This is a genomic window from Vibrio sp. SG41-7 (assembly GCF_014164465.1).
GTDB classification, from domain to species: Bacteria; Pseudomonadota; Gammaproteobacteria; order Enterobacterales; family Vibrionaceae; genus Vibrio; species Vibrio splendidus.
On record NZ_JACJFF010000066.1, the window covers coordinates 1 to 21,249 of the forward strand.

Sequence of the window (21,249 nt, forward strand, 5' to 3'; positions counted from 1 at the left end):
GTTATAACTCGGCTATCAAGGTTATAACTCGGCTATCAAGGTTATAACTCGGCTATCAAAGTTATTGCTCAGCTTCTTCGATAAGCTCTTGAACTGGAGATGCTGGTTTGTTTTGAGCAAAACCACGTAGGCCAACAACGTGTACGTGTTCGTGATCTTTGAAGACCTTACGAACCAGTTTGTAGGTTGTACCTTTCTCTGGGCTAATGTTTTCAGGTGCTGCAATCAGAAGTTGCATACCCAAACGGTCACACAGTTCAAACAGCGTAGAGATCGACTTAGAATCCAAACGTGCTGCTTCATCAAGGAACAACAAACGACATGGAACGATGTCTTTACTGCGAAGTCGACGAGATTCCTCTTCCCAGCTCTGAATAACCATCAATAGGATTGACTGACCCGTACCGATCGCCTCACCGGTAGATAGTGCGCCCGATTCAGCTTGTAACCAACCATCTGAACCACGGTTAACTTCAACACTCAGCTCTAGGTAGTTACGGTAATCCAGTAGCTCTTCACCCAGAACTTGCGGAGAACGTTGACCCATATCGATATGCGGGTTCACTCGTTGGAACAACTTCGCCATCGCTTCTGAGAAGGTAAAGCGCGTTGATTCAAACAAGTCTTTATGTTGCTCTTGTTGAGTCGCTAGCCCTGATAGCAAGATCTCGTGGCTTTCACGGATCTTAACGTTCAGACGTACGCCTTTAACCTGACCAAAGTAAATGTTAGACAAACCTTGGTTCAGCATTCGAATACGGTTCTGCTCGCGCTGAATCGTTTTCTTAATGATGCTTGCTACCGACTCAGAGCTGATTGCCAGGCGATTTTCACGCTGCGTCAATTCTTCGGTTAGTCGAGCTAGCTCCACTTCCATCTCTTCGATTGCTTCAACCGGATCATCCGTGTGAATGATGTCTTGGCGAATACGTTCACGAAGGTGTTGGTAAACCGCAATGTAGAACAGAACTTTACGCTCTGGATGCGCGTTGTCTTCAGATAAACGCAGCGAATCACGCAGGTCGTCATTGTCGGCTACCGCCAGACGTAGCGCACCCAGTGACTTATCCGACATGGAGCGAAGCTCGCCTGCCGTTAGATAAGCCAGTTCACGTTTATGCAGACGACGTTCAACGTCATTCTCACGAGCTAAGCGAAGTACTGAACACCAGCCTGCTTTTGCTGCAACAACGAAGGTACGAAGCTCTGTGTACTCTTTCTGAACTTTCTTAAGACGCTTAGCCAAGGCTTTCATCTCAAGTTCAGTTGACGTAATGGTACGCTCGTATTCACTCTTACGACCACGTGAAGTATGCAAACGCTCATGCAGTTCGTCACGTCGACGTACAGCACGCTCTTCAGCGCCTTCATCAGCATTGACACCAAACTCTTGTAGCTCTTGCTTGAACTCTTGAACCGTTTCTTGCTTCGCTTGATGTGAGCTCTTCAGTGCTGCCAAAACTTGGTTGTATTGGTTCATCTGTTCGCGAGCTTGCTTCAAGCCATCACGGCCTTTAGTTCGAGCTTGTTCAGCTTGAACCAACTTCGCTTTTAATTGCTCGCTCAGTTCGCTGCTCTTGTTTAGAAGATCAACAGAATCCGCATAGGCAAAGTAGTGACGACGTTCAATCAAGTCAGACAGAGCAAACACTTTACCTTTCAGGCTTTGTAGAGCTTGGTCAGCTTGTTGGTATTGTGCTTCTAGTGTCTCGAACTGTTCAGGGTCTGCGTCTAGTGCAGAAACAATCTGCTCTAACGAAGCAAGTGCTTTGCCATGGTTGTTCAAGTACGACTTAGCTTCGCTCAAGCGCTCTAGTTGCGCTTCTAATTCAGCTAGGCGTTCAGCCAATGTTTCGTCTTCTAAAATACGAACCATTGGGGCTAATTTGTCTAGCGCACCCAACGCTTGTTTACTCTGTTGTAGCTGACTACGTTGCTGTTGCTCTTTAGAATTTAATTCAGCTAAAGAACGTACAATCTGGTTACGCTTGTCACGAATAGACACTAATGCCTGTTCAGGGTCAGCGTTAAACGCAACGTGTAGATGCTTAGCAACAAAGCTATTGAATGCTTGGTATAGGCGATTCAGCTTTTGTGCATCAAACGCCGCTTTCGCGTGGTTTTCCACAACAACATCACGCTCTTCACGCAATTTCTCTAATCGTTGTTCACGAGCCGCACGGCCAAACAGAGGGATCTCAGGGAAACGAGAGTAACGCATTTGGCGATCGTTCAGCTGAACACACACCGCGCCCTCTAACTCATCAGCATTGAATGAGCTGTCATCAAATGCATCGACATCGCCTTCAAGGATGTAAAGGTCATCTGGACAATCATCAAGATCCACCAGCTTCTCTTTAATACCATCAAGATCAGAGACCACAATCGCATGACGAGCAGGACCGTACATCGCACTGAAATACGGCGCATCACCAATGGTAATGTCATCGTAAATCTCAGAAAGCAGAACACCACCAAGCGTATCCGCTAAACCTTTCAAACGAGGATCGTTAGAGCCACCTGGAGAAGCTAAACGCTCAATCTCTTGCTCAAGTTCAGCTCGGCGCGTCGCCAATTGATCTTTAGCAACCGCTTGAGATTTCTCATCTTCAAGCACTTGCTGCATTTGAGTCATTACTGCTTGGCTATCTTCTAGCTCAGCATCTGTTTGATCTCTTAGGGCTTCAAGTGCGTCGTTCGCCGTGATCCACGCTGGAGCAATAGACTCAAGTTTTTGAATCTCTTGGTCGTGGTTTTGTTGCACACGACGTTGCTCACTCTTCGCTTCACGCAGCTCTTCTTGAGCGTACTCAAGAGACTCGATCTGCATTGCATGGCGTTCACGTTCTTCATCGAAAACCGCTTCGTCAGTCAGTGAGATGCTGTGTTGCTTTTGGTATTCAGTCGCAAGCTCTTTTGCTTGACGCTGCTGCGCCACATCACGAGCCATGTCGCGGTGCTGAGCACGCCACTGTTGTTCGTTTTCAACAACGTGTTTTGCGTTACGGCCTTTTTCTAAAGCTTGCTTAGCACTGTTAGATGCTTCTTTACGCTCAACGTCACCAACGATGCTTTTAACAAGAGCGAGCGCTTTGTCGAACTGCGCAGACGCAGCAGAAGACATGTCTAGTTTATGCTTAGTCGACAGTAACGTTTGAGTGCTTGATTCTTCTTGTGCTTTTAGCTCAGAAACCAGAGTGAATGCGCTTTCTGCAGTAATAGACTCATCACCAAGTAGCTGCTTAGTTTTCTCTAAGGCTTGAACCGCTTGCTGGTATTGAAGCGCACGAGTCTGCTGAACATCCAACGCTTGTTGGTAGTCAGCAAGCTGAGTTTTCAGGCTATCCACTTCTTCTTCAGTAATGGTTGCCTGCTCTTCAGCAAGAAGTACTCGCTCTTGAGCTTCTTCAACTACCATCATCTGTTCTTCTAGACGTTCATTAAGCTCTTCTAGATCTTCACTGTAGCGAGCAATTTTCTCTTGCTGACGAAGTGCAGTTTGAACCAATTGAAGATGATCCGAAGCCGCTTGATAATCTTGCTCTAGTGCCGATTCTTGATCGACCAACAGCTCAAGCTCTTCTTGAACGCGGTTCAACAAGTTGTTTTGATTAAGCAAGGTTTCACGTGAACCAAACAGTTCACCACGGAATTTCATAGTTTGATCAAGCTTGTTGCGACGATCGTTGGCATGGCGCATGTAATCTGCTGCCACGTAGTTCGTAGATTCAGTGATCAAGTGTTTGAACAAGTCACGATCCGACTGAGTCGTTTTGATCGCTTCTAGTGTCATACGGTTTTCGCGAAGTGCTGATTCCATGTCTTGGAATGCTTTCTTCACACCACCATTTTGTGGCAGAAGGTAATCACGCAGTGAACGCGTAATTGCACTTGAAATACCACCATAAAGCGATGCTTCAATCAGACGGTAGAACTTAGAACGGTCACTGCTGTTACGCAGTTTCTTCGGTACCACACCGTATTCAAACATCTGTGAGTGGTAATCAACAATCGAAGAAAACGCTTTAAAATGCGCGCCTTCGTATTGCGCTACCGCCGCTTTCACGTCATTCAACTGGCATACGCGAGCATGGCTGTCTGAAACGTTCTGAATCAAAACATCGGTTGGTTTCACATGGCTTGGGAGGCCTTGGATAACGAACGGTTTGATGTCGACTTTCTTATCACGACCCGCAACTTGCTGCAGTTTTACTGCGAACAATAGACGCTGATTACGAGAGTTCACAACATCTAGCGCGGCATAACATGCGCCCGGCTGAAGCTTACCGTAAAGGCCTTTATCACGAGATGACTGTGAACTGCCCGCTTCCGTTGTGTTACGGAAATGCAGAAGGCTTTGGTCAGGGATCAGTGCTGTGATGAATGCCGCCATTGTGGTCGACTTACCTGCACCGTTACCGCCAGAAAGCGTTGTAACCAATCCATCAATATCAAAAGTACGCGCAAAGAAGCCGTTCCAGTTGATCATGGTTAATGATTGATACTTACCTCTTTCAATCATGCTTCACCTTCTACTTTTGTTTGTTCGCCATCGTTTGACTCAAGGTCAAAGCCGGCTTGATCGTTAAAAATGTCTTGTTGACCGTTTTCATCTACGTCTAGTTCTAGTTCTAGTTCTAGTTCTGATACAGCTTCCGCTTGTTCTTCATTCAACAAGCTACCCTGGTTAGGCTCTTGGGTATGAACCACAGCTTCACCATCACGGATAAGACGTAATTGCGCTTCTTTCATATCGTCGCCAACACGAACGTCAGCGCCAAAGCGGAATACCGCTTCGCTGATACGGAACTTGCCGGTTTCACCAATCGCAATCAGCATGCCGATACGGCGTAAACGACGCAAAGAAGTACGTACTTTTTCAAAGAGCTTTTCTTTGTCTAAGTCAGAACCAGATGCGCGGTTCGTTGCTAGCTTCATGAGCTTTTTCTCATCCGCTAACGACATCAATTCATCAAACAGTTCTTGATTGGTGAAGATACCTTCATGAGCAAGACGTTCTGGGCTTAGGTATAAGAAACACAACACCTTACCAACCAGCATGTCTAGCTCAGACAATACACTACGGCCAATCAGAGACGTAGAACGCGGACGCAGGTAGAAGAAACCCTCAGGCGCTTTTACCAGTTCCGTATTGTAGCGTTGGTAAAAATGCTGAAGTTCCACTTCGAAATCAGAAAGCAACGCGTGGTTGTCTAGATCTTCTGTTGAAACATGCTTACCTGAACGCAGCATGCTATCTAGCGCAGGGAACAACGGGTTCGCTATCGCTTTTACCAGTTTCTCTGGCATGTAATCATCAGTACTTGTTAATGACATTTGCTTGTACCTTTGCACCGAAATCGTTGATTGCCTGCCAATCCGGCTGAATAGCCTGATAGTCAGACTCTGAGTAACCTAAGCGCACGGCTTGGTCGACAACAATTCTGGCTAAATCAAAATGGTGTGTGCGAGGGTGTGCTGCGAGGTAATCGCGTAGCACAAGGCCAAGGTCAATTGGCGCACCTTGCTGTTTGTGAGCTTTTAACATCTCTGCAATTCGTTCTGAAAGCAGATCATTCACTTGCTCAAATTCTTCATACTCAACGTCGATTGGCGCTTGTCCCATCACTTCATCATCACGAAGCACGAGCGCTTCATCACGAAGATCGGTCAGCTTCTCAGCATCGGCGTAGGTCAATAACCAAGGCGCATCAAAGTAGTCTGTGACTGACTGACGCAAGCGCTGGCTGAAGGCACGGTTTTTATCCATATCGATCGCGGTACGAATAAATTTGTGAACGTGGCGGTCGTAGCCGATCCACAAGTCGATTGCTTGCTGACCCCAACTGGTGATTCGGTCAAGCTTCATTTGTAAACCGAACAGGGTTTCGCCAACGAACTCGAGTTCATCGTCACCGTAAACAATTTCTTGAATATCGAGGATCTGTGTTTGCAGTTCGTCACCCGCCGCTTGCAAGGTGTCTTGCAATTCTTTTAGCGTGGCTGAGGTTTCCGATAGCAAAGACTCACAGTTATTGATCGCTTCTCGCCAGTCCTTATTTAAAAGGTCGGCAATTTGCTGCTTAACGGTTTGTTGCTGCTCATCCATAACACGTTGGTTAAGATCAATCTGATCGAAAATTTCACCAACTGAATATTTGAGCACGCCGTAAACGTTCTTTTTCCAATGCCCCGGAGTTCCGCCCTTCTGCGCAGCTTCAATGGCTTTTGCCATCTCATCGGCAACCATAGAAAGCTGAATAGACAGTTTTAATTTAGAGAACTGACGGTGACGTAAGTAATAATCAGAGATACCAACGGCCAACGGTGATAAGCGGTAGATGCTCGCACCATCGGTGATTTCACTGGTAAAGCGGCTGATCAACTTCTGTTTAACTAGCTCATTGATGGCATTGTTGGCACGAAACGCAGACGCTTCGCCAGTATCTTCAAACAGTCGAGTGACAATGGTAAATGCATCGTGCAGTTCACCTTCGCCCAACTCTTCATCGAACCTTTCATTGCTTAGTACTGCGATAGCAATCAAAAATGCTAAGCGCTCTGGCGGCAAGTTTAATGAAAAGTCATGCTGCTTGACCCAGCCTACCAACTCATCAATTGGCTGCTCTTCGGCAGTTTGAGTCATTTCACTCATTGTGGTTCCTGTTACTGTTCTTCGTCATATCGAACGTATTAGATATGACGCCTATTTCTTTATGACGCGGGCTTGTTACGATTGCATAGCGCATGTTGTGGCTTCTTTTACCACATTCACCGCTATTATTGCGCAGGTTTTTGAGCCCAAACGTGAATATAACGGCCTAGCGACAGATATGGCTCTTGGCGACATAGCTGTTTTTCTAGTTCCAACACATCTTCAAATTGGTAATCACCCATGTACTCCATATTACCTATGTAGTCACTGAAAGAGCGAATGCCTGATTTACCACAGATTTCTAGACCGGCGTCTTCTATCCATTGATAAACCTCTTCTGGCTTCAAGCCTTTTTGTGGTTGCAGCTTAAACCGTTTTCGATGTGGCATCCCATTCAATACATGAGGAATGTTGCCACAAATCACATTTTTCAGGACTAATCCGTGGTGGTTGTAAAACATTATCGAGGCAACACCACCGGGTTTTACTTGCTCCAACAATAAATCAAGCGCCTCTTTAGGAGCGGCTAACCATTCCATTACGGCATGAAACATCACAAAATCGACTTTCTCATCGAGATGTTCTGCGACTTTTTGTACCGGAGAATGGATGAATCGATACTGATCTAACAAACCCGCCTCGCTGATACTTTCTTCTGCTAGCTTCAGCATTTCAGAAGAAAGGTCACAAAGAGAAACGTTATGCCCAAGCGACGCAATTTTTTGCGACATCTGCGCAAGGCCGCCTCCAGCATCAAGCACATGCAGCGGCGAAGCTGATCGCTCAAATTTGCTCAAAGCTTGTTCTAAATCTTCCCATACGATGATCTGACGGATCTCTCCTTTGTCAGAGCCGTAAATATTTTTTGCAAATTTGTGGGCAATATCGTCGAAATTACGGTCTTCAGTCACGGCTACTTGAGTTATTATGTCCTATCGTGCCTGCTATTCTGTCACAGGAATTTCAGGAATAAAGAGGCGATGTCTCTTTTTACTACTAAGTGATGTTTTTTCGGACTATTCGGATATGTTTGAGCTGAAAAAAGTAGTGTCTTCGTTACTGATGCCACTGCCAGCAATGTTAATTCTCGCTTTTCTGGGTTTAGCCCTAGTGATGTTTACTACCAAAAGGAAGACGGGTTGCCTAATCACCCTTTCAGCCCTATGTGGTATTTTCCTAATCGCTTTCCAGCCAGTTTCTAGTCAACTTTTAATGCCAATGGAAAGGCAACACACCGCTTTTTTACCTGTCGATGAAACCGTCGATTACGTGATGGTTCTCGGAAGTGGTCACGTCGTAGACGACCAAATCCCACCAACATCAGAGCTTAGTCGCACCGGTCTAATGCGTTTAAGTGAAGGGATTCGTATTCTACGCCTTTACCCTGGTGCAAAACTCATTTTGTCTGGCTATGGCGCAGGCACTGAAGTGAGCAACGCTCGAATGATGGCCAAAGTTGCGTTGGCTCTAGGTGTCGCAAAGCCCGATATCATTCTGCTTGAAACAGCCAAAGACACCTGGGAAGAAGCACGACAAGCGGCAGCGTTTGTTAAGAATAAAAGAATGGTATTGGTGACATCGGCTAGCCATATGACGCGCGCACTCAATGAGTTCCATGCTGCAGGTATGAAGCCATTACCAGCACCAACAAACTACCTAGCACAAGAAGGGATTGTTGAACCTTGGAATAAGTACATGCCTAAAGCTCTTTACCTTGAGCAAACTGAGCGTTACTGGCACGAAACAATGGGGTTGATGTGGCAAAGCCTGCGTGATTGGCTTGATACAAGCAATGACACCGTTGAAGAACCCATTGTTGTTCCTGAAACATCTCGCTTAGTTGAAGATGACGGTGGTATTTCTGCGGCTCAGCCTCAATAAACTCAACCGAATCAGTAAACTGAATTTTATCAGTAGACATAGTCTTACCTGTAGACATAATCTTATCTGTAGACTCGGCCAGATAGGCAAGACTGATTAACTAAGTAATTTGCAAGTTTCCAGTTCGTAAACAATAAAAGCTAAGCAATAAAAAAGCCGAGACATTAATGATGTCTCGGCTTTTTACGTTTAAATATCGTTGTTGATTAGTCATTCCTAAAGGAAATCAATCACCAGCGAACATGTAACCTTCACCGTGAACCGTTACAAAAATTTGTGGATTCTTAGGGTCAAACTCCATCTTCGCACGCATACGACGAATTAACACGTCGATAGTTCGATCGTTTGGAGCATCCACTCGGTGACTGATCATATTCAGAATGCGTTCACGACTTAATACCTGGTTAGGATAAGAAGAGAGCGCAACCAACAGTTCATATTCAGCTTTAGTCAGTTTGACCGGTTCGCCGTTTTTGCTTAGCGCACGACGAGGGATATCAAATGTCCACTCACCAAAACGAACCACAGATTCGTCTTCAGTCTCTTCAACCTTACCTGCTGCTGTTTTACGAGCGGCAGAAATGCGCCAAAGTAGGTTTTTAACTCGAACCAATAACTCGCGAAGTTCGAAGGGTTTAGTAACGTAATCGTCAGCGCCCATTTCAAGGCCAACGATTTTGTCGATGCTATCCGTGCGTCCAGTAACTAAAATAATTCCAATGTCTGATTGACTGCGTAATTCGCGAGTTAGCATCAATCCATCTTCGCCTGGTAAGTTGATGTCCAGCATAATGAGGTCAACGTTGTTTTCTTCTAACACGTTTCTCATTTGAGCGCCGCTTTCTGCTTCGCTTACTGTGTAACCTTCGTTCTGGAAGTATCCGACCAGTTTACTGCGGGTTACCACATCATCTTCTACGACTAATACGTGATAGCTCATCTACACCACTTTTCTTATTTAATAGTTTCAGTGACTATTCTATTCATAACTCGTAACAATTCTAGTGGTACACAAGATAAAAGCTAGAAACATGGATCTTTTTTGATACAAGACAATCTTAAACCTTGCTATTTATCGTCCATCGCAATTCAATATAGGTATTACTACTAACGAGTAACTTTGCCTTTCGCAAATAACCTTGTTATTCAGCCTTGGTGTGCTTATGCACTAGTGACTTCAAGATGTATATAAGTAACACCACAAGACTAAATCAGGATCTAAGAAATGAAAGATACGAAAGCGTTCAACGAGCAAAGAGCAGAAATATACTGGTGGCTATCAAGCTTATTCGCTAAAGAGATCACTCAAGAAGAACTCGATCACTACCACTCTGTTGAAATTCGTTCTTTCCTAACTGGTTTAGGCGAAAATGAAACACTAAAACCGGCGATCGATAGCCTAGTGGATGCGCTAAACCGCCTACAAACGCGTGAAGATGCTCAACTAGAATTGTCTGCAGACTTCTGTGACTTATTCTTAAAAACAGATAAGCATGGCGCACTTCCTTACGCTTCTATGTATATCGGTGAGACTGGCCTTTTGAATGATAAGCCAGCAAAAGATATGGAAGAGATCATGGCTAAGCACAACTTAGTGGTGAACCAAGACCTAAAAGAACCCGCTGACCATATCGCTATCGAACTCGACTTCCTTGGCAATTTGATCATCCGTTCTAATGAGACGGAACTTGAAGAAGAGCTAGAAAAATCGTTCATTGTTCAACAGCAATTTATCGAGCAACAACTTCTTACTTGGGTACCAAAGTTCAACGTTAAATGTCATGACGTTGACGAATTCGGTTTCTACGCATCAGTCTCATCTCTGCTACTTGCATTCTGCAAATTGGACACCCAATACCTCGCTGGTGAATAAGCTTATTGGATGACTCGTTAAATAAATTCAGAAGAATGTGACAATTCACCCGGATTTCCGGGTGAATTTTATTGCGAGTAATTTCTAGTCAGTCTAAAATTGTGACCGCAAACGATAAAATATGAAACATTCACGAAATGCTATGCTTATTATAGTTTTGAGCATTTCGGTGTTAAGACAAGCCGCTCAATAGCGGTTTTTTGTTTTTTAGCACTTTAGTACCCAAAGAGCCCTACAAATTTAAGCTCTTAGTTAGGTAGCTTAACGGCTACTTCATTCCGTACTTTGGGAAAGTAGCTTCTAATAGGATAAAACCATGGCCACTATAAAAGATGTCGCTCGCTTAGCAGGCGTATCAACAACAACCGTCTCTCACGTAATCAACAAAACTCGCTTTGTTGCAGAAGCGACGCAAGAAAAAGTAAATAAAGCCGTAGACGAACTGAACTATGCACCAAGTGCCGTTGCTCGTAGTTTGAAGTGCAATACAACCCGCACTATCGGCATGCTAGTTACTCAATCAACTAACCTATTCTTCTCTGAAGTTATCGATGGTGTTGAAAGCTACTGCTACCGTCAAGGTTACACTTTGATTCTGTGTAATACGGGCGGTATCTATGAGAAGCAACGTGACTACATTCGAATGCTTGCAGAGAAACGTGTAGATGGCATCTTAGTTATGTGTTCTGACCTAACTGAAGAACTGAGAGGCATGTTAGACCGTCACGCTGACATCCCTAAAGTGATTATGGATTGGGGCCCTGAGAGTTCTCAAGCAGATAAGATCATCGACAACTCTGAGGAAGGTGGTTACCTAGCGACCAAATACCTCATTGATCACGGTCACTCCAAGATTGCTTGTTTAAGTGGCCACTTAGACAAAGCGGCATGTGTTGAACGCATCGCGGGTTACAAACGCGCACTCAACGAAGCTAAGATTACTGCCGATGATAACATGATCATTGAAGGTAACTTCGAGTGTGATACGGCGGTTCTTGCGGCAGAGAAAATCATTAAGATGGTAGATCGCCCAACGGCCGTATTCTGTTTTAACGACACGATGGCACTCGGCCTAATGAGCAGACTGCAAGAGAAAGGAATTCGTATCCCTGAAGATATTTCAGTGATCGGCTATGACAACATCGAGTTGGCTGAATACTTCTCTCCGCCGTTAACAACGGTTCACCAACCCAAACGTCGTGTTGGTAAGAACGCTTTCGAAATTTTGTTAGAACGCATTAAAGATAAAGACCATGAAAAGCGTGTGTTCGAAATGCATCCTGAAATTGTTGAGCGAAGCACAGTTAAAACGTTAAATTAATTGATAAATTCAGTTTAATATAATTAAGCGCACCTTTAGGTGCGCTTTTTTTATCAACAACATGAATGAACCTGGTATCATACTGGAAAGATCATTAATTGAAGCAATATCACATTTTGAAATAACAAGTGTGAGCCTCATTCAACAAAAACTTTATTCTATTCAATCAGTCACGCACAGGGCAAATCACTTGAAAGAGTGAGACGCAAAGCTTCCGGCCTAAACCACTCGTTGGTATGGTAGCGGGGTTACCGATGGCAAAATGCAGTAACTACTAATAATTTAGTAATTTACGGCTAATTGACAATTTAATTGCAACATTTTGCTAATCTCTCGGACCTGCTTATTTGGTGGCGTAGTTCAAATACACCGAGATAAATAACATGGATAAACCGATACTAAAGGATTCAATGAAATTATTTGAATCCCTAGGAAAAATAAAATCACGCTCGATGTTTGGTGGCTTCGGTCTTTTTGCTGATGACACTATGTTTGCTCTGGTTGTAAATGACCAGTTGCACATACGAGCAGACAAATGCACAACGAAACAGTTCGAACAACAAGGGTTTCAACCGTACGTCTACAAAAAACGTGGTTTCCCTGTCGTTACTAAATATTTCGCTTTACCTGAAGGCCTGTGGCAAGACCAAGAGAAAATCTTGCAGCTTGCAACGACGTCTCTGGGTTTTGCTAAAGAAGAAAAAGCTGAGCAATCTTCAGCTAAGCCTACTCGACTCAAAGATCTGCCCAACCTTCGACTCGCCACTGAGCGTATGTTGAAAAAAGCAGGGATCGATTCCGTAGAACGTTTATATGAATCTGGCTCTGTAAACGCATTTAACGCCATCAAAGAATCACATGCGTCTTCTGTCAGTATTGAACTACTTTGGGCGTTAGAAGGCGCGATCAATGGCACACATTGGTCTGTTATACCGCAGCAGCGTCGTGAGGAGCTTATCAATCGCGTCAATTAACATTGTAAGTGAAAAACTATATACATAACTAAGCCGCATTTACTGCGGCTTTTTTTATATCTGCTGAAAGTTAATCTATGCTTTGCCTGTCTATCTATACTAATGGTATACATTGAAAATTTAGAGGAAGTATCAATGAGTAAGAAAATGATATTGGGTATTGTGTTGGTCGTAACCATCGTCTTGTTAGGCGTCAATTTCGGCCAATACTTAACGCTTGAAAATGCCAAGGCCCAACAAGCCGTTTTAAATGACTACATTGATAGCAACTTCATTGCTGCCGCTGCTATCTATTTTGTCGCATATGTAATGATTACTGCTTTCTCAATTCCTGGTGCTGCTGTTGTGACCCTGTTAGGAGCTGCGCTATTTGGTTTCTGGAATAGTTTGCTGCTGGTCTCTTTCGCCAGTGCCATTGGTGCAACCCTCGCATTTCTAAGTAGCCGCTACCTTTTACGTGACTGGATCCAAACCAAATTTGGTGACAAATTAGCAACGATTAACAAGGGCGTTGAAAAAGACGGAGCATTTTACTTGTTTTCTCTGCGTCTGATTCCTGTATTCCCATTTTTCCTTATCAATCTGTTGATGGGTCTAACACCGATGTCCGTGAGTCGTTACTACATTACGAGTCAAATAGGGATGTTACCGGGTACCGCTGTTTTCTTGAATGCTGGTACTCAACTCGCGGAAATTGATTCACTTTCGGGTATCGTGTCCCCTTCAGTACTATTGTCATTTGCCTTACTGGGTGTATTCCCAATCATTGCTAAATGGTTGATGAATAAATTTCGCTCAGCACCTGTGGCTGAATAACGTCTATAACTGAATAACGTATACTTATAATAGCTAAATAACGCATATAGCCAGATAAGGTTCTATCTCAATGAAAATCTTCAGTGCATCGAATCCGACAGAAGCCCACATCATCTGTGGATTACTAGAAAGTGTGAATATTGCGTGTGAAGTTCGTGGTGAAGGGTTATTCGGTTTGAAAGGGGAAATCCCATTTACCGAAGAAACTGACCCTTACGTATGGTTATATGAGCCAGAATTGGCGAGCAAAGCCCGGGCAGTTGTTAATGACTACCAGAAACAGCAAGATTCGATCATTTATGAAGAGTGGCGTTGCGGAGAATGTCATGAAGTCAACGAAGCACAATTCGGTTCTTGTTGGCAGTGCGGTGCTGCTTCACCTGAATAGCAGGTTTTGAAAGGTAAAGTGGCTCCAACGGCCTTATATAACAACTCGGTCAGATACCTCCTCCAAATAAAAACGGGAAGCTAAAATTAGCTTCCCGTTTTTGTTTCAATTCTATTCGAGCATCTGTTCTGCTAAAGAATCACTGAATTTGCTTTTGAATAAAAGCGATAGATCGTTGATTAAATTCTTCAGGGTTTTCTACGTTACACACATGCCCACAGTTGGCAATTTCTACCAACTCACTCGACTTATGCGCTTCTACCATTTCTTTTACTGGCTTGATAAACATGTAGTCGCGCTCGCCCATCAAATACAAAGTTGGAATCGGCAATTCTCGGTCTTTGAAGTACTTCATCAATGGGTTCACATCAGCCGTAAGGATAAACCAGCGTTTAAACTCTTTTTGGCACAGCTTTTTGGCTTCGCGGATAAACAGGTGACGTGATTCTTTTTGGCTTTTTTGTGGCATCACAACGTAAGCAAAAAGGCTGTATAACCACATATAAGGAATGATGTGCTTACTCAAGTTACCCAACTTGATTAAGACTTGAGAGCGAGTGTTGAGTTTGGTCACGGCACCACCTAGTACCATTGAACGTACTCGGCCAGCCGCTAGCTCTGCGACATTACGGACAATAATCGTGCCCAAAGACATGCCTACAAAGTGTGCAGAACGGATTTTCAGATGGTCTAACACCTTAAGAATATCGAGCGTTACCGCTTTGAACGTATAACGATTCGAAATCAGCTCTTTGAGGATGTTGTCTGATTTACCATGCCCTCTCAAATCAATGAGAAGCAAGTTGAAGTGCTGTTTATACGCTTTGATCTGCTTAAACCAAATGGAGGAACTGCCTCCTGCGCCATGCACAAATACAACCCACTCATCGCTCGTAGGGTGAGTAAATGTTTTATGAAATAGTAAACTCTCAGACATACCTATCGCTTTAATTATTGGAATGGAGCTCTGCCTCATCACAAGGCGATGGCTAAGGATATCACGCAATCAAGAAATTTAAGTGATAATAGTGTCAAACCTAACATTAGTCATGTGAATACCTACCCCACCTTTTCTACCTGACTAAAATGAGTTTGCAAGTTTTCTCTTCCTAAACGTGATGTGATCTGACCAGAAAACAAAAAGGCACTCTACTATCAGAGCGCCTTCTACTATTAAGTTCAGTTGTTATACATCAGCTTATTTTACAGCTAATTCAGCACGTTAAAATGCATAATGGTACATCGTAAGGTATTCTTTTGCCGCATCTTCCCAACTAAAATCTTGTTGCATCGCGTAAAGTTGAACACGCTTAATTTCAGCGGGATTTTGTGCATAAAGCAGTAATGAACGATGCAATACTGCCAGTAACGCTTGCGGTGTTGGCTCTTCAAAAGCAAAGCCGGTCGCTATCTCGGGATCCTGATCGTAATCATTCACACTGTCTTTTAAACCGCCCACAGAGCGAACAATCGGTAGCGTACCGTAAGCCATGCTGTAGATTTGGTTTAAGCCACAAGGTTCGAACTCCGAAGGCATCAAGAAGAAATCAGAACCCGCTTCAACTAAGTGCGCAAGCTCATTATTATACGCTTCTACAAACGAGAACTTATCTGAGTGAAGTGCCGACAGCTCTTTCAGCTGACTCGCTAAAACTGGATCACCAGTACCGACAATCACGATCTGAAGATCGTTTTTCAAAAACTGTTCGATGATAGGCAGTAAGTAATGAACACCTTTCTGATTAGTCAAACGACAAACCATGCCATAAACCGCACAATCGGTGACGGGGAGGCCAACATCTTGCTGCAGTTTTTGCTTACAAGCTGACTTCCCACGAACCATGCTGTGCTTTGTCGCTTTGAATTTACGAGGAAGGAAAGCGTCCGTTTCAGGGTTCCAAGCTCCGTAATCACAACCATTCAGAATACCAAACAGGTCGTCAGATCTGTGTTGGAATTCAGCTGCCATACCATGGCTGCCTAATTCCGTTTTCAACTCCTCGGCATACGTTGGACTTACTGCGTTCACCTTATCAGCACACATCACGCCGGCTCTCAGCATTGTGACATGCGTGTCACTCACTGAAGCTTCAGGCACATTGTAGCTATGCATTTCTGGTAGGAATTGCAGTTCATCGTATGCGAACACACCTTTGAAAACTGCGTTGTGAATTGAGATAACACTACGCGTATTTTCAAAGAAATCATGTTGTTGATAACGTGATTTAAGCAAAAAAGGAACAAAACCTGTGTGCCAGTCATTTGCATGAATGATATCAGGTTGGAAGCCTAGCTTAGGAAGCATATCAAGGCAAGCTGCACTGAAGAACGAGAAACGCTCTCCGTTATCTGCGTAAGCTTGATTATTTTCTGCGTACATTTCTGGACGGTCGAAATATTTGTCACATTCGATACCAAAAACTTGAACACCTTCTACACTCAGTTTTTTGACTTGGTAAGCGGTATGAGGCCAATGATCGAGCTCAGTCGATAAAATAACTTCGGCTGCATCAATGTTTGGAATGTTTCTATACGCGGGGATAGTCACTCGAACGTCCTGTTCGAGTGTTTGTAACGCTTTCGGCAGTGCCTTGGCTACATCAGCCAAGCCACCACTTTTAATCAAGCCTTCAACTTCAGACGCTACAAAAAGTACCGAGAGAGTTTTAGTAACCAACTCGCGCTCCTTTAGAAATTACAACTACACCATCGTCAGATACGTGGTAATGCTTTTTGTCTTCTGTCAGGTTTACACCAATTTGAGTGCCCGGTGCGATGTCTGCATCTTTATCAATGATAACGCGACGAAGTATACAACCCTCGCCCACCTTCACATCACCTAATAAAATACTCTCACTAATATCACACGCTGATGCGATATTACTGCGGAAGCCTAATACACTCTTTTCAATACGCGAACCACGTACGTAACTACCGCTACACACAAGGCTATCAATGATCTGAATTCGACCATTAGCCGAGTCAGTAAACGTCGCTGGTGGTAGTGGCGGATAGTAAGTGTGTAGAGGCCATTTACGGTTGTATAGCGAGAATGGCGCATCTTTCTTAAGAAGGTCCATATGTGCTTGCCAGTACGCATCAATCGTACCTACATCGCGCCAGTAAACTTCTTCTTTCTCACCAGTAATACGGTTGGTGCTGAAATCATAAACAAACACATCACCGCGTGGGAACATGTTTGGAATAATGTCTTTCCCGAAGTCATGTGAAGATTCAGGTTTATCTGCATCTTCCGTTAGTTCAGCAAAAAGTTCTTTCGCTTCGAATACGTAGTTGCCCATTGAAACGAGCGCTGACTCTGGGTCTCCCGGAATCGACTTAGGGTTTGCAGGTTTCTCTTCAAAGCCAATCATACGGCCTTCAGCATCCACCTCGATAACACCGAACTCTGATGCTTCAGCAAGCGGCATACGCAGTGCAGAAACGGTTAACGCTGCTTTCTTTTCTTTATGGAAATCAAGCATTTGTTTGATGTCCATTTTATAGATATGGTCAGAACCAAAAATACAGACTTGATCAGGTTCTTCCAGCTCCATAAAACCCATATTTTGGTAGATAGCATCTGCTGTGCCTTCATACCAACGCTTTCCTTTACGCATTTGCGCAGGAATTGGGTCGATAAAACGATCTGTGATGCCACTGATATTCCAACCTTTTTTCATGTGGTGGAACAGAGATTGTGACTTAAATTGTGTTAATACGTAGATCTTCATAAGATCAGCATTAACGAAGTTGTTCAAAGCGAAATCAATTAAGCGGTAACTACCACCGAAAGGAACCGAGGGTTTGCTGCGAGATTCAGTCAAAGGTCTTAAGCGAGAGCCTTCACCACCAGCAAGAATCATTCCCAATACACCAGCCATTTTATTCTCCATATATCTATAGCTTGTCGATGTCAGTACTCGTAGAGGTGTCTTCCTCTGGGGGATGAGCACTAACACTTATTTCGGTACTTAACGAATATTCATTCACATACAGTGACAATATCCTAAGCCAAACGTTGTTATGCGTGCACTATTCTTTGCACTTGGTTTTATATACGTTATCGACTTTTCGGTCGATTTCAATTTTTAATACGCCATTCTGTGCTATGTAAGCTGATTGCTTTCCTAAGACTTAAAGCAGCTCACACTACACCGTTCGGGCGAAACATTACATTAACACCCGTCACACATCAGGTATACAACTAAACACTGATCTTTGAGTTACAATATTTGAATTAAGTTACATTCTCGTTAAAGTTGTATAAGAAGATATAATTAATCACCTCCATTTATTTCGCCCTGTGAATTTAATAAATTCTCGCAATCGACACACCAGATCAACCAGTTGCATAATTAGTCGTATTTTGGTCAAAAAAAAACAGCCTAATGGCTGTTTTTTCTTCAAATAACGTTCAGTTACTTCTCTTTAGGCTTTTTACGTTTATCCGTAACTTCCCACTTACCATCGATGTACAAAGCAGTCCAACCAGATGGTTTACCATCCGCTTCAGTACGAACGTAGTTCTCTTTTGTCTTACGACTAAAACGAACGACTGTCGGCTTGCCATCAGGATCAGCAACTGGTGCTGATGTCAGATATTGGAATTTAGGTGATATACGGTCTTTAAAACGCACCAGCTCTTCCACTAATGGCGCACGTGTTTCACGTGATTTAGGAAAGTTGCTCGCTGCCATAAATAGACCAGAAGCACCGTCACGAAGTACGAAGTACGCATCTGAGTTTTCACATGGAAGTTCAGGAAAATGCACTGGGTCTTCTTTAGGTGGCGCTACTTCGCCATTTCTCAGAATCTTACGAGTGTTCTTACAATCTTCACTCGTACAGTCCATGTATTTACCGAAACGACCGTTCTTCAGAACCATGTCAGAACCACATTTGTCACACTCAACAAGTGGACCATCGTAGCCTTTGACTTTGAATTCGCCATGTTCAACCACATAACCTTCACAGTTAGGGTTGTTACCACACACGTGCATCTTACGCTTATCATCAATCAGATAAGCATCCATTGCCGTTTCACAAATAGGACAACGCTTTTTCGCTCGAAGTGCTGCTGTTTCAACGTCTTCTTCAAGAACGTTGATAATACCTTCTTCATCACCAAGGTTGATTGTTGTCTTACAACGCTCTTTTGGTGGAAGTGCATAACCAGAACAACCTAGGAATACGCCGGTCGAAGCCGTACGAATACCCATTTTACGGCTACAAGTTGGACACTCAATATCGGTTTCTACGATATGATTTGGCTTCATGCCACCAGCGTCTTCGTCTAAATCCGCTTTTTCCAAATCGCCAGTAAAGTCTTCGAAGAAGTTATCTAGCACGCCTTTCCAGCTTGCTTCGCCTTCTGCAATTTGGTCTAACTTCTGCTCCATACGAGCAGTAAAGTCATAGTTCATTAGATCATTGAAACTGCCATCTAGGCGGTCAGTAACAATTTCACCCATCTTCTCAGCATAGAAACGGCGCTGTTCAACTTTTACATAACCGCGATCTTGAATCGTCGAGATGATTGATGCGTAAGTTGAAGGACGACCAATACCGCGCTTCTCAAGCTCTTTAACTAGCGCAGCTTCAGTGAAACGTGCTGGTGGCTTAGTGAAGTGCTGTTTAGGGTCGAGTGCGATTAAGTCTAACTTTTCACCAACCTGTACAGCAGGAAGAATAGTATCTTCATTTTTGCCCATTGGACGTTGAACGCGAGTCCAACCGTCAAACTTAAGAATACGACCTTTCGCTTTTAACGTGTACTCATCCGCTTTAACGCTTACTGTCGTTGAATCGTATTGCGCAGGTGTCATTTGACAAGCAACGAATTGATTCCAAATCAGTGAATATAGCTTGTGTGCGTCTGCGTCTACGCCGTTTAGGTCTTCCGACTTAACATCTACACTTGAAGGACGAATCGCTTCGTGGGCCTCTTGAGCGCCCTCTTTGCTGCCGTATACAAGAGCTTTAGGTGGAAGATATTGCTCGCCGTACTCAGAACCAATGTATTCACGAGCGGCTTCAACAGCTTCTGAACTCAAGTTGGTTGAGTCAGTACGCATATAAGTGATGTAACCCGCTTCATACAAACGTTGAGCCAACATCATGGTTTTCTTCACGCCGTAACCAAGACGCGTACTCGCCGCTTGTTGCAGCGTAGACGTGATGTAAGGTGCAGACGGCTTACTCTTAGTTGGGCGGTCTTCACGTTTACATACTTCGTATTGAGCTTTTTCTAAAACGCTAACTGCAGCTTGTGTTTGCGCTTCATTATCAGGTTTAAACGCAACACCGTCTTTCTGAGCGACTTGCAGTCTGAAATCTGTTTTCTCTGCTGTTTTGGTATCAGCATGCACATCCCAGAACTCTTCGGGGATAAAAGCGTTGATCTCGCGCTCGCGCTCAACCAGTAGTTTTACAGCGACTGATTGAACACGGCCAGCGGATAGGCCTCGTGCTACTTTCTTCCAAAGCAGTGGTGACACCATAAAGCCAACAACACGGTCCATAAAACGTCGTGCTTGTTGTGCGTTTACGCCATCAATGTTTAGCTCACCTGGAGTTTCAAAAGCTTGTTGAATAGCATTTTTAGTGATTTCGTTAAACACCACTCGCTTGTATCGCGTTTCATCGCCACCGATGATCTCACGAAGGTGCCATGCGATAGCTTCTCCTTCGCGGTCCAAATCGGTTGCGAGATAAACATGGTCTGCGTTCTCAGCCAGTTTTTGCAATTCAGCAACGACTTTTTCTTTACCAGGTAAAATTTGGTAGTTCGCTTCCCACTCTTGATATGGGTTGATACCCATCTTTTTAATGAGAGCTTTGCGATCTTTTTCTTTCTTGATACGAGCTTTATCTTCTGGGCTCATACCCTTGGTTGAAACTGCAGCAGCCTTTTGACCAGTACTTTGACCCGCCGTTGGTAAATCACGTACGTGACCTACACTCGACTTAACGACAAAGTCTTTGCCAAGATATTTATTGATAGTTTTAGCCTTGGCTGGCGACTCCACTATAACGAGCGATTTACCCATATTGACTCTAACGTCCTTAATCACGATGCTTCAGCACCAACAATTTAGCTTGTGGGCTTTTACGCATGATATTCTAAATTCATTGCTTCTTTTTTTACTATTGTGCGAGATTACTAGAAGATCAACCGCTTTTTTCAAAATTGGATCTGATCGCTCGACAATTCGACGACTCATAGAGAAAAGGGGCACAATATAAAGAAGCTATAAAGTACTCACTAAGAATACTTGCAAGAGCCTATTCATCAGGCATTACGTCTAAACGGGCTCATACTAAGCTTGCCCGCGAATC

General features: G+C 43.8%; 15 protein-coding genes and 1 riboswitch. Of the genes, 6 read left to right on the forward strand and 9 right to left on the reverse strand.

Translation table 11 applies throughout. From position 1 onward, the window contains the following. Positions 1-61: 61 nt before the first annotated feature. The 4 genes from mukB to cmoM form a co-directional block, all read right to left on the reverse strand. Positions 62-4,522, reverse strand: a complete 4,461-nt coding sequence (gene mukB / locus H5300_RS16835) for a chromosome partition protein MukB (protein ID WP_182796480.1) — start codon at positions 4,520-4,522, stop codon at positions 62-64. Further along, positions 4,519-5,337: a chromosome partition protein MukE gene (gene mukE, locus H5300_RS16840; protein ID WP_102462434.1), complete on the reverse strand. Its 819-nt coding sequence runs from the start codon at positions 5,335-5,337 to the stop codon at positions 4,519-4,521. Before mukE ends, mukB begins: the two co-directional genes overlap by 4 nt. Next, positions 5,318-6,655, reverse strand: coding sequence for a chromosome partition protein MukF (gene mukF, locus H5300_RS16845; RefSeq protein WP_004736457.1), 1,338 nt, complete (start codon positions 6,653-6,655; stop codon positions 5,318-5,320). The genes mukE and mukF overlap by 20 nt, the downstream gene beginning before the upstream one ends. A gap of 125 nt (positions 6,656-6,780) precedes the next feature. Then, a complete protein-coding gene (gene cmoM, locus H5300_RS16850; protein WP_182796481.1) occupies positions 6,781-7,566 on the reverse strand; it encodes a tRNA uridine 5-oxyacetic acid(34) methyltransferase CmoM in 786 nt (261 codons plus the stop codon). A gap of 115 nt (positions 7,567-7,681) precedes the next feature. On the opposite strand from cmoM, the gene elyC reads away from it, so the two are divergent. Beyond that, positions 7,682-8,536, forward strand: a complete 855-nt coding sequence (elyC, locus tag H5300_RS16855) for an envelope biogenesis factor ElyC (protein WP_029222038.1) — start codon at positions 7,682-7,684, stop codon at positions 8,534-8,536. Between the two features lie 226 nt (positions 8,537-8,762). On the opposite strand, the gene torR is transcribed toward elyC, so the two are convergent. Further along, on the reverse strand, positions 8,763-9,476 hold the full coding sequence (gene torR / locus H5300_RS16860) for a two-component system response regulator TorR (protein WP_004736453.1): 714 nt from the start codon (positions 9,474-9,476) through the stop codon (positions 8,763-8,765). 285 nt (positions 9,477-9,761) lie between these two features. On the opposite strand from torR, the gene torD reads away from it, so the two are divergent. The 5 genes from torD (at position 9,762) to H5300_RS16885 (ending at position 13,908) form a co-directional block, all read left to right on the forward strand. Then, positions 9,762-10,409, forward strand: coding sequence for a molecular chaperone TorD (gene torD / locus H5300_RS16865; RefSeq protein WP_004736450.1), 648 nt, complete (start codon positions 9,762-9,764; stop codon positions 10,407-10,409). A 316-nt stretch (positions 10,410-10,725) separates the two neighbouring features. Beyond that, a complete protein-coding gene (gene purR, locus H5300_RS16870) occupies positions 10,726-11,730 on the forward strand; it encodes an HTH-type transcriptional repressor PurR (RefSeq protein WP_182796482.1) in 1,005 nt (334 codons plus the stop codon). Between the two features lie 170 nt (positions 11,731-11,900). Then, positions 11,901-11,986: riboswitch (cyclic di-GMP riboswitch) on the forward strand. Between the two features lie 127 nt (positions 11,987-12,113). Further along, positions 12,114-12,704, forward strand: coding sequence for a TfoX/Sxy family DNA transformation protein (locus tag H5300_RS16875; RefSeq protein ID WP_004736448.1), 591 nt, complete (start codon positions 12,114-12,116; stop codon positions 12,702-12,704). Between the two features lie 135 nt (positions 12,705-12,839). Next, positions 12,840-13,520 carry a TVP38/TMEM64 family protein gene (locus tag H5300_RS16880; RefSeq protein WP_004736447.1) on the forward strand — a complete coding sequence of 227 codons (681 nt, stop codon included), beginning with the start codon at positions 12,840-12,842 and terminating at the stop codon, positions 13,518-13,520. Between the two features lie 70 nt (positions 13,521-13,590). Then, complete coding sequence (locus H5300_RS16885) at positions 13,591-13,908, forward strand: DUF2007 domain-containing protein (protein ID WP_017078165.1); 318 nt, start codon at positions 13,591-13,593, stop codon at positions 13,906-13,908. 139 nt (positions 13,909-14,047) lie between these two features. Here the strand turns inward: H5300_RS16885 and H5300_RS16890 are convergent, their stop codons facing one another. The 4 genes from H5300_RS16890 to topA all read right to left on the reverse strand — a co-directional run bounded on the left by H5300_RS16890 (position 14,048) and on the right by topA (position 20,960). Next, entirely contained in the window at positions 14,048-14,845 is a 798-nt protein-coding gene (locus H5300_RS16890; protein ID WP_004736445.1) for an alpha/beta fold hydrolase, read from the reverse strand. A 285-nt stretch (positions 14,846-15,130) separates the two neighbouring features. After that, positions 15,131-16,585 carry a glycogen synthase GlgA gene (glgA, locus tag H5300_RS16895; protein WP_182796483.1) on the reverse strand — a complete coding sequence of 485 codons (1,455 nt, stop codon included), beginning with the start codon at positions 16,583-16,585 and terminating at the stop codon, positions 15,131-15,133. After that, positions 16,575-17,804, reverse strand: a complete 1,230-nt coding sequence (gene glgC, locus H5300_RS16900; RefSeq protein WP_076648142.1) for a glucose-1-phosphate adenylyltransferase — start codon at positions 17,802-17,804, stop codon at positions 16,575-16,577. Before glgC ends, glgA begins: the two co-directional genes overlap by 11 nt. A gap of 525 nt (positions 17,805-18,329) precedes the next feature. Continuing rightward, positions 18,330-20,960 carry a type I DNA topoisomerase gene (gene topA, locus H5300_RS16905; RefSeq protein WP_004736442.1) on the reverse strand — a complete coding sequence of 877 codons (2,631 nt, stop codon included), beginning with the start codon at positions 20,958-20,960 and terminating at the stop codon, positions 18,330-18,332. Positions 20,961-21,249: the final 289 nt, after the last annotated feature.

Coding starts and splice junctions, on each gene's coding strand:
- mukB (WP_182796480.1), bottom strand. CDS start 4,522: ATGATTGAAAGAGGTAAGTATCAATCATTAACCATGATCAACTGGAAC.
- mukE (WP_102462434.1), bottom strand. CDS start 5,337: ATGTCATTAACAAGTACTGATGATTACATGCCAGAGAAACTGGTAAAA.
- mukF (WP_004736457.1), bottom strand. CDS start 6,655: ATGAGTGAAATGACTCAAACTGCCGAAGAGCAGCCAATTGATGAGTTG.
- elyC (WP_029222038.1), top strand. CDS start 7,682: ATGTTTGAGCTGAAAAAAGTAGTGTCTTCGTTACTGATGCCACTGCCA.
- torR (WP_004736453.1), bottom strand. CDS start 9,476: ATGAGCTATCACGTATTAGTCGTAGAAGATGATGTGGTAACCCGCAGT.
- torD (WP_004736450.1), top strand. CDS start 9,762: ATGAAAGATACGAAAGCGTTCAACGAGCAAAGAGCAGAAATATACTGG.
- purR (WP_182796482.1), top strand. CDS start 10,726: ATGGCCACTATAAAAGATGTCGCTCGCTTAGCAGGCGTATCAACAACA.
- H5300_RS16875 (WP_004736448.1), top strand. CDS start 12,114: ATGGATAAACCGATACTAAAGGATTCAATGAAATTATTTGAATCCCTA.
- H5300_RS16880 (WP_004736447.1), top strand. CDS start 12,840: ATGAGTAAGAAAATGATATTGGGTATTGTGTTGGTCGTAACCATCGTC.
- H5300_RS16885 (WP_017078165.1), top strand. CDS start 13,591: ATGAAAATCTTCAGTGCATCGAATCCGACAGAAGCCCACATCATCTGT.
- H5300_RS16890 (WP_004736445.1), bottom strand. CDS start 14,845: ATGTCTGAGAGTTTACTATTTCATAAAACATTTACTCACCCTACGAGC.
- glgC (WP_076648142.1), bottom strand. CDS start 17,804: ATGGAGAATAAAATGGCTGGTGTATTGGGAATGATTCTTGCTGGTGGT.
- topA (WP_004736442.1), bottom strand. CDS start 20,960: ATGGGTAAATCGCTCGTTATAGTGGAGTCGCCAGCCAAGGCTAAAACT.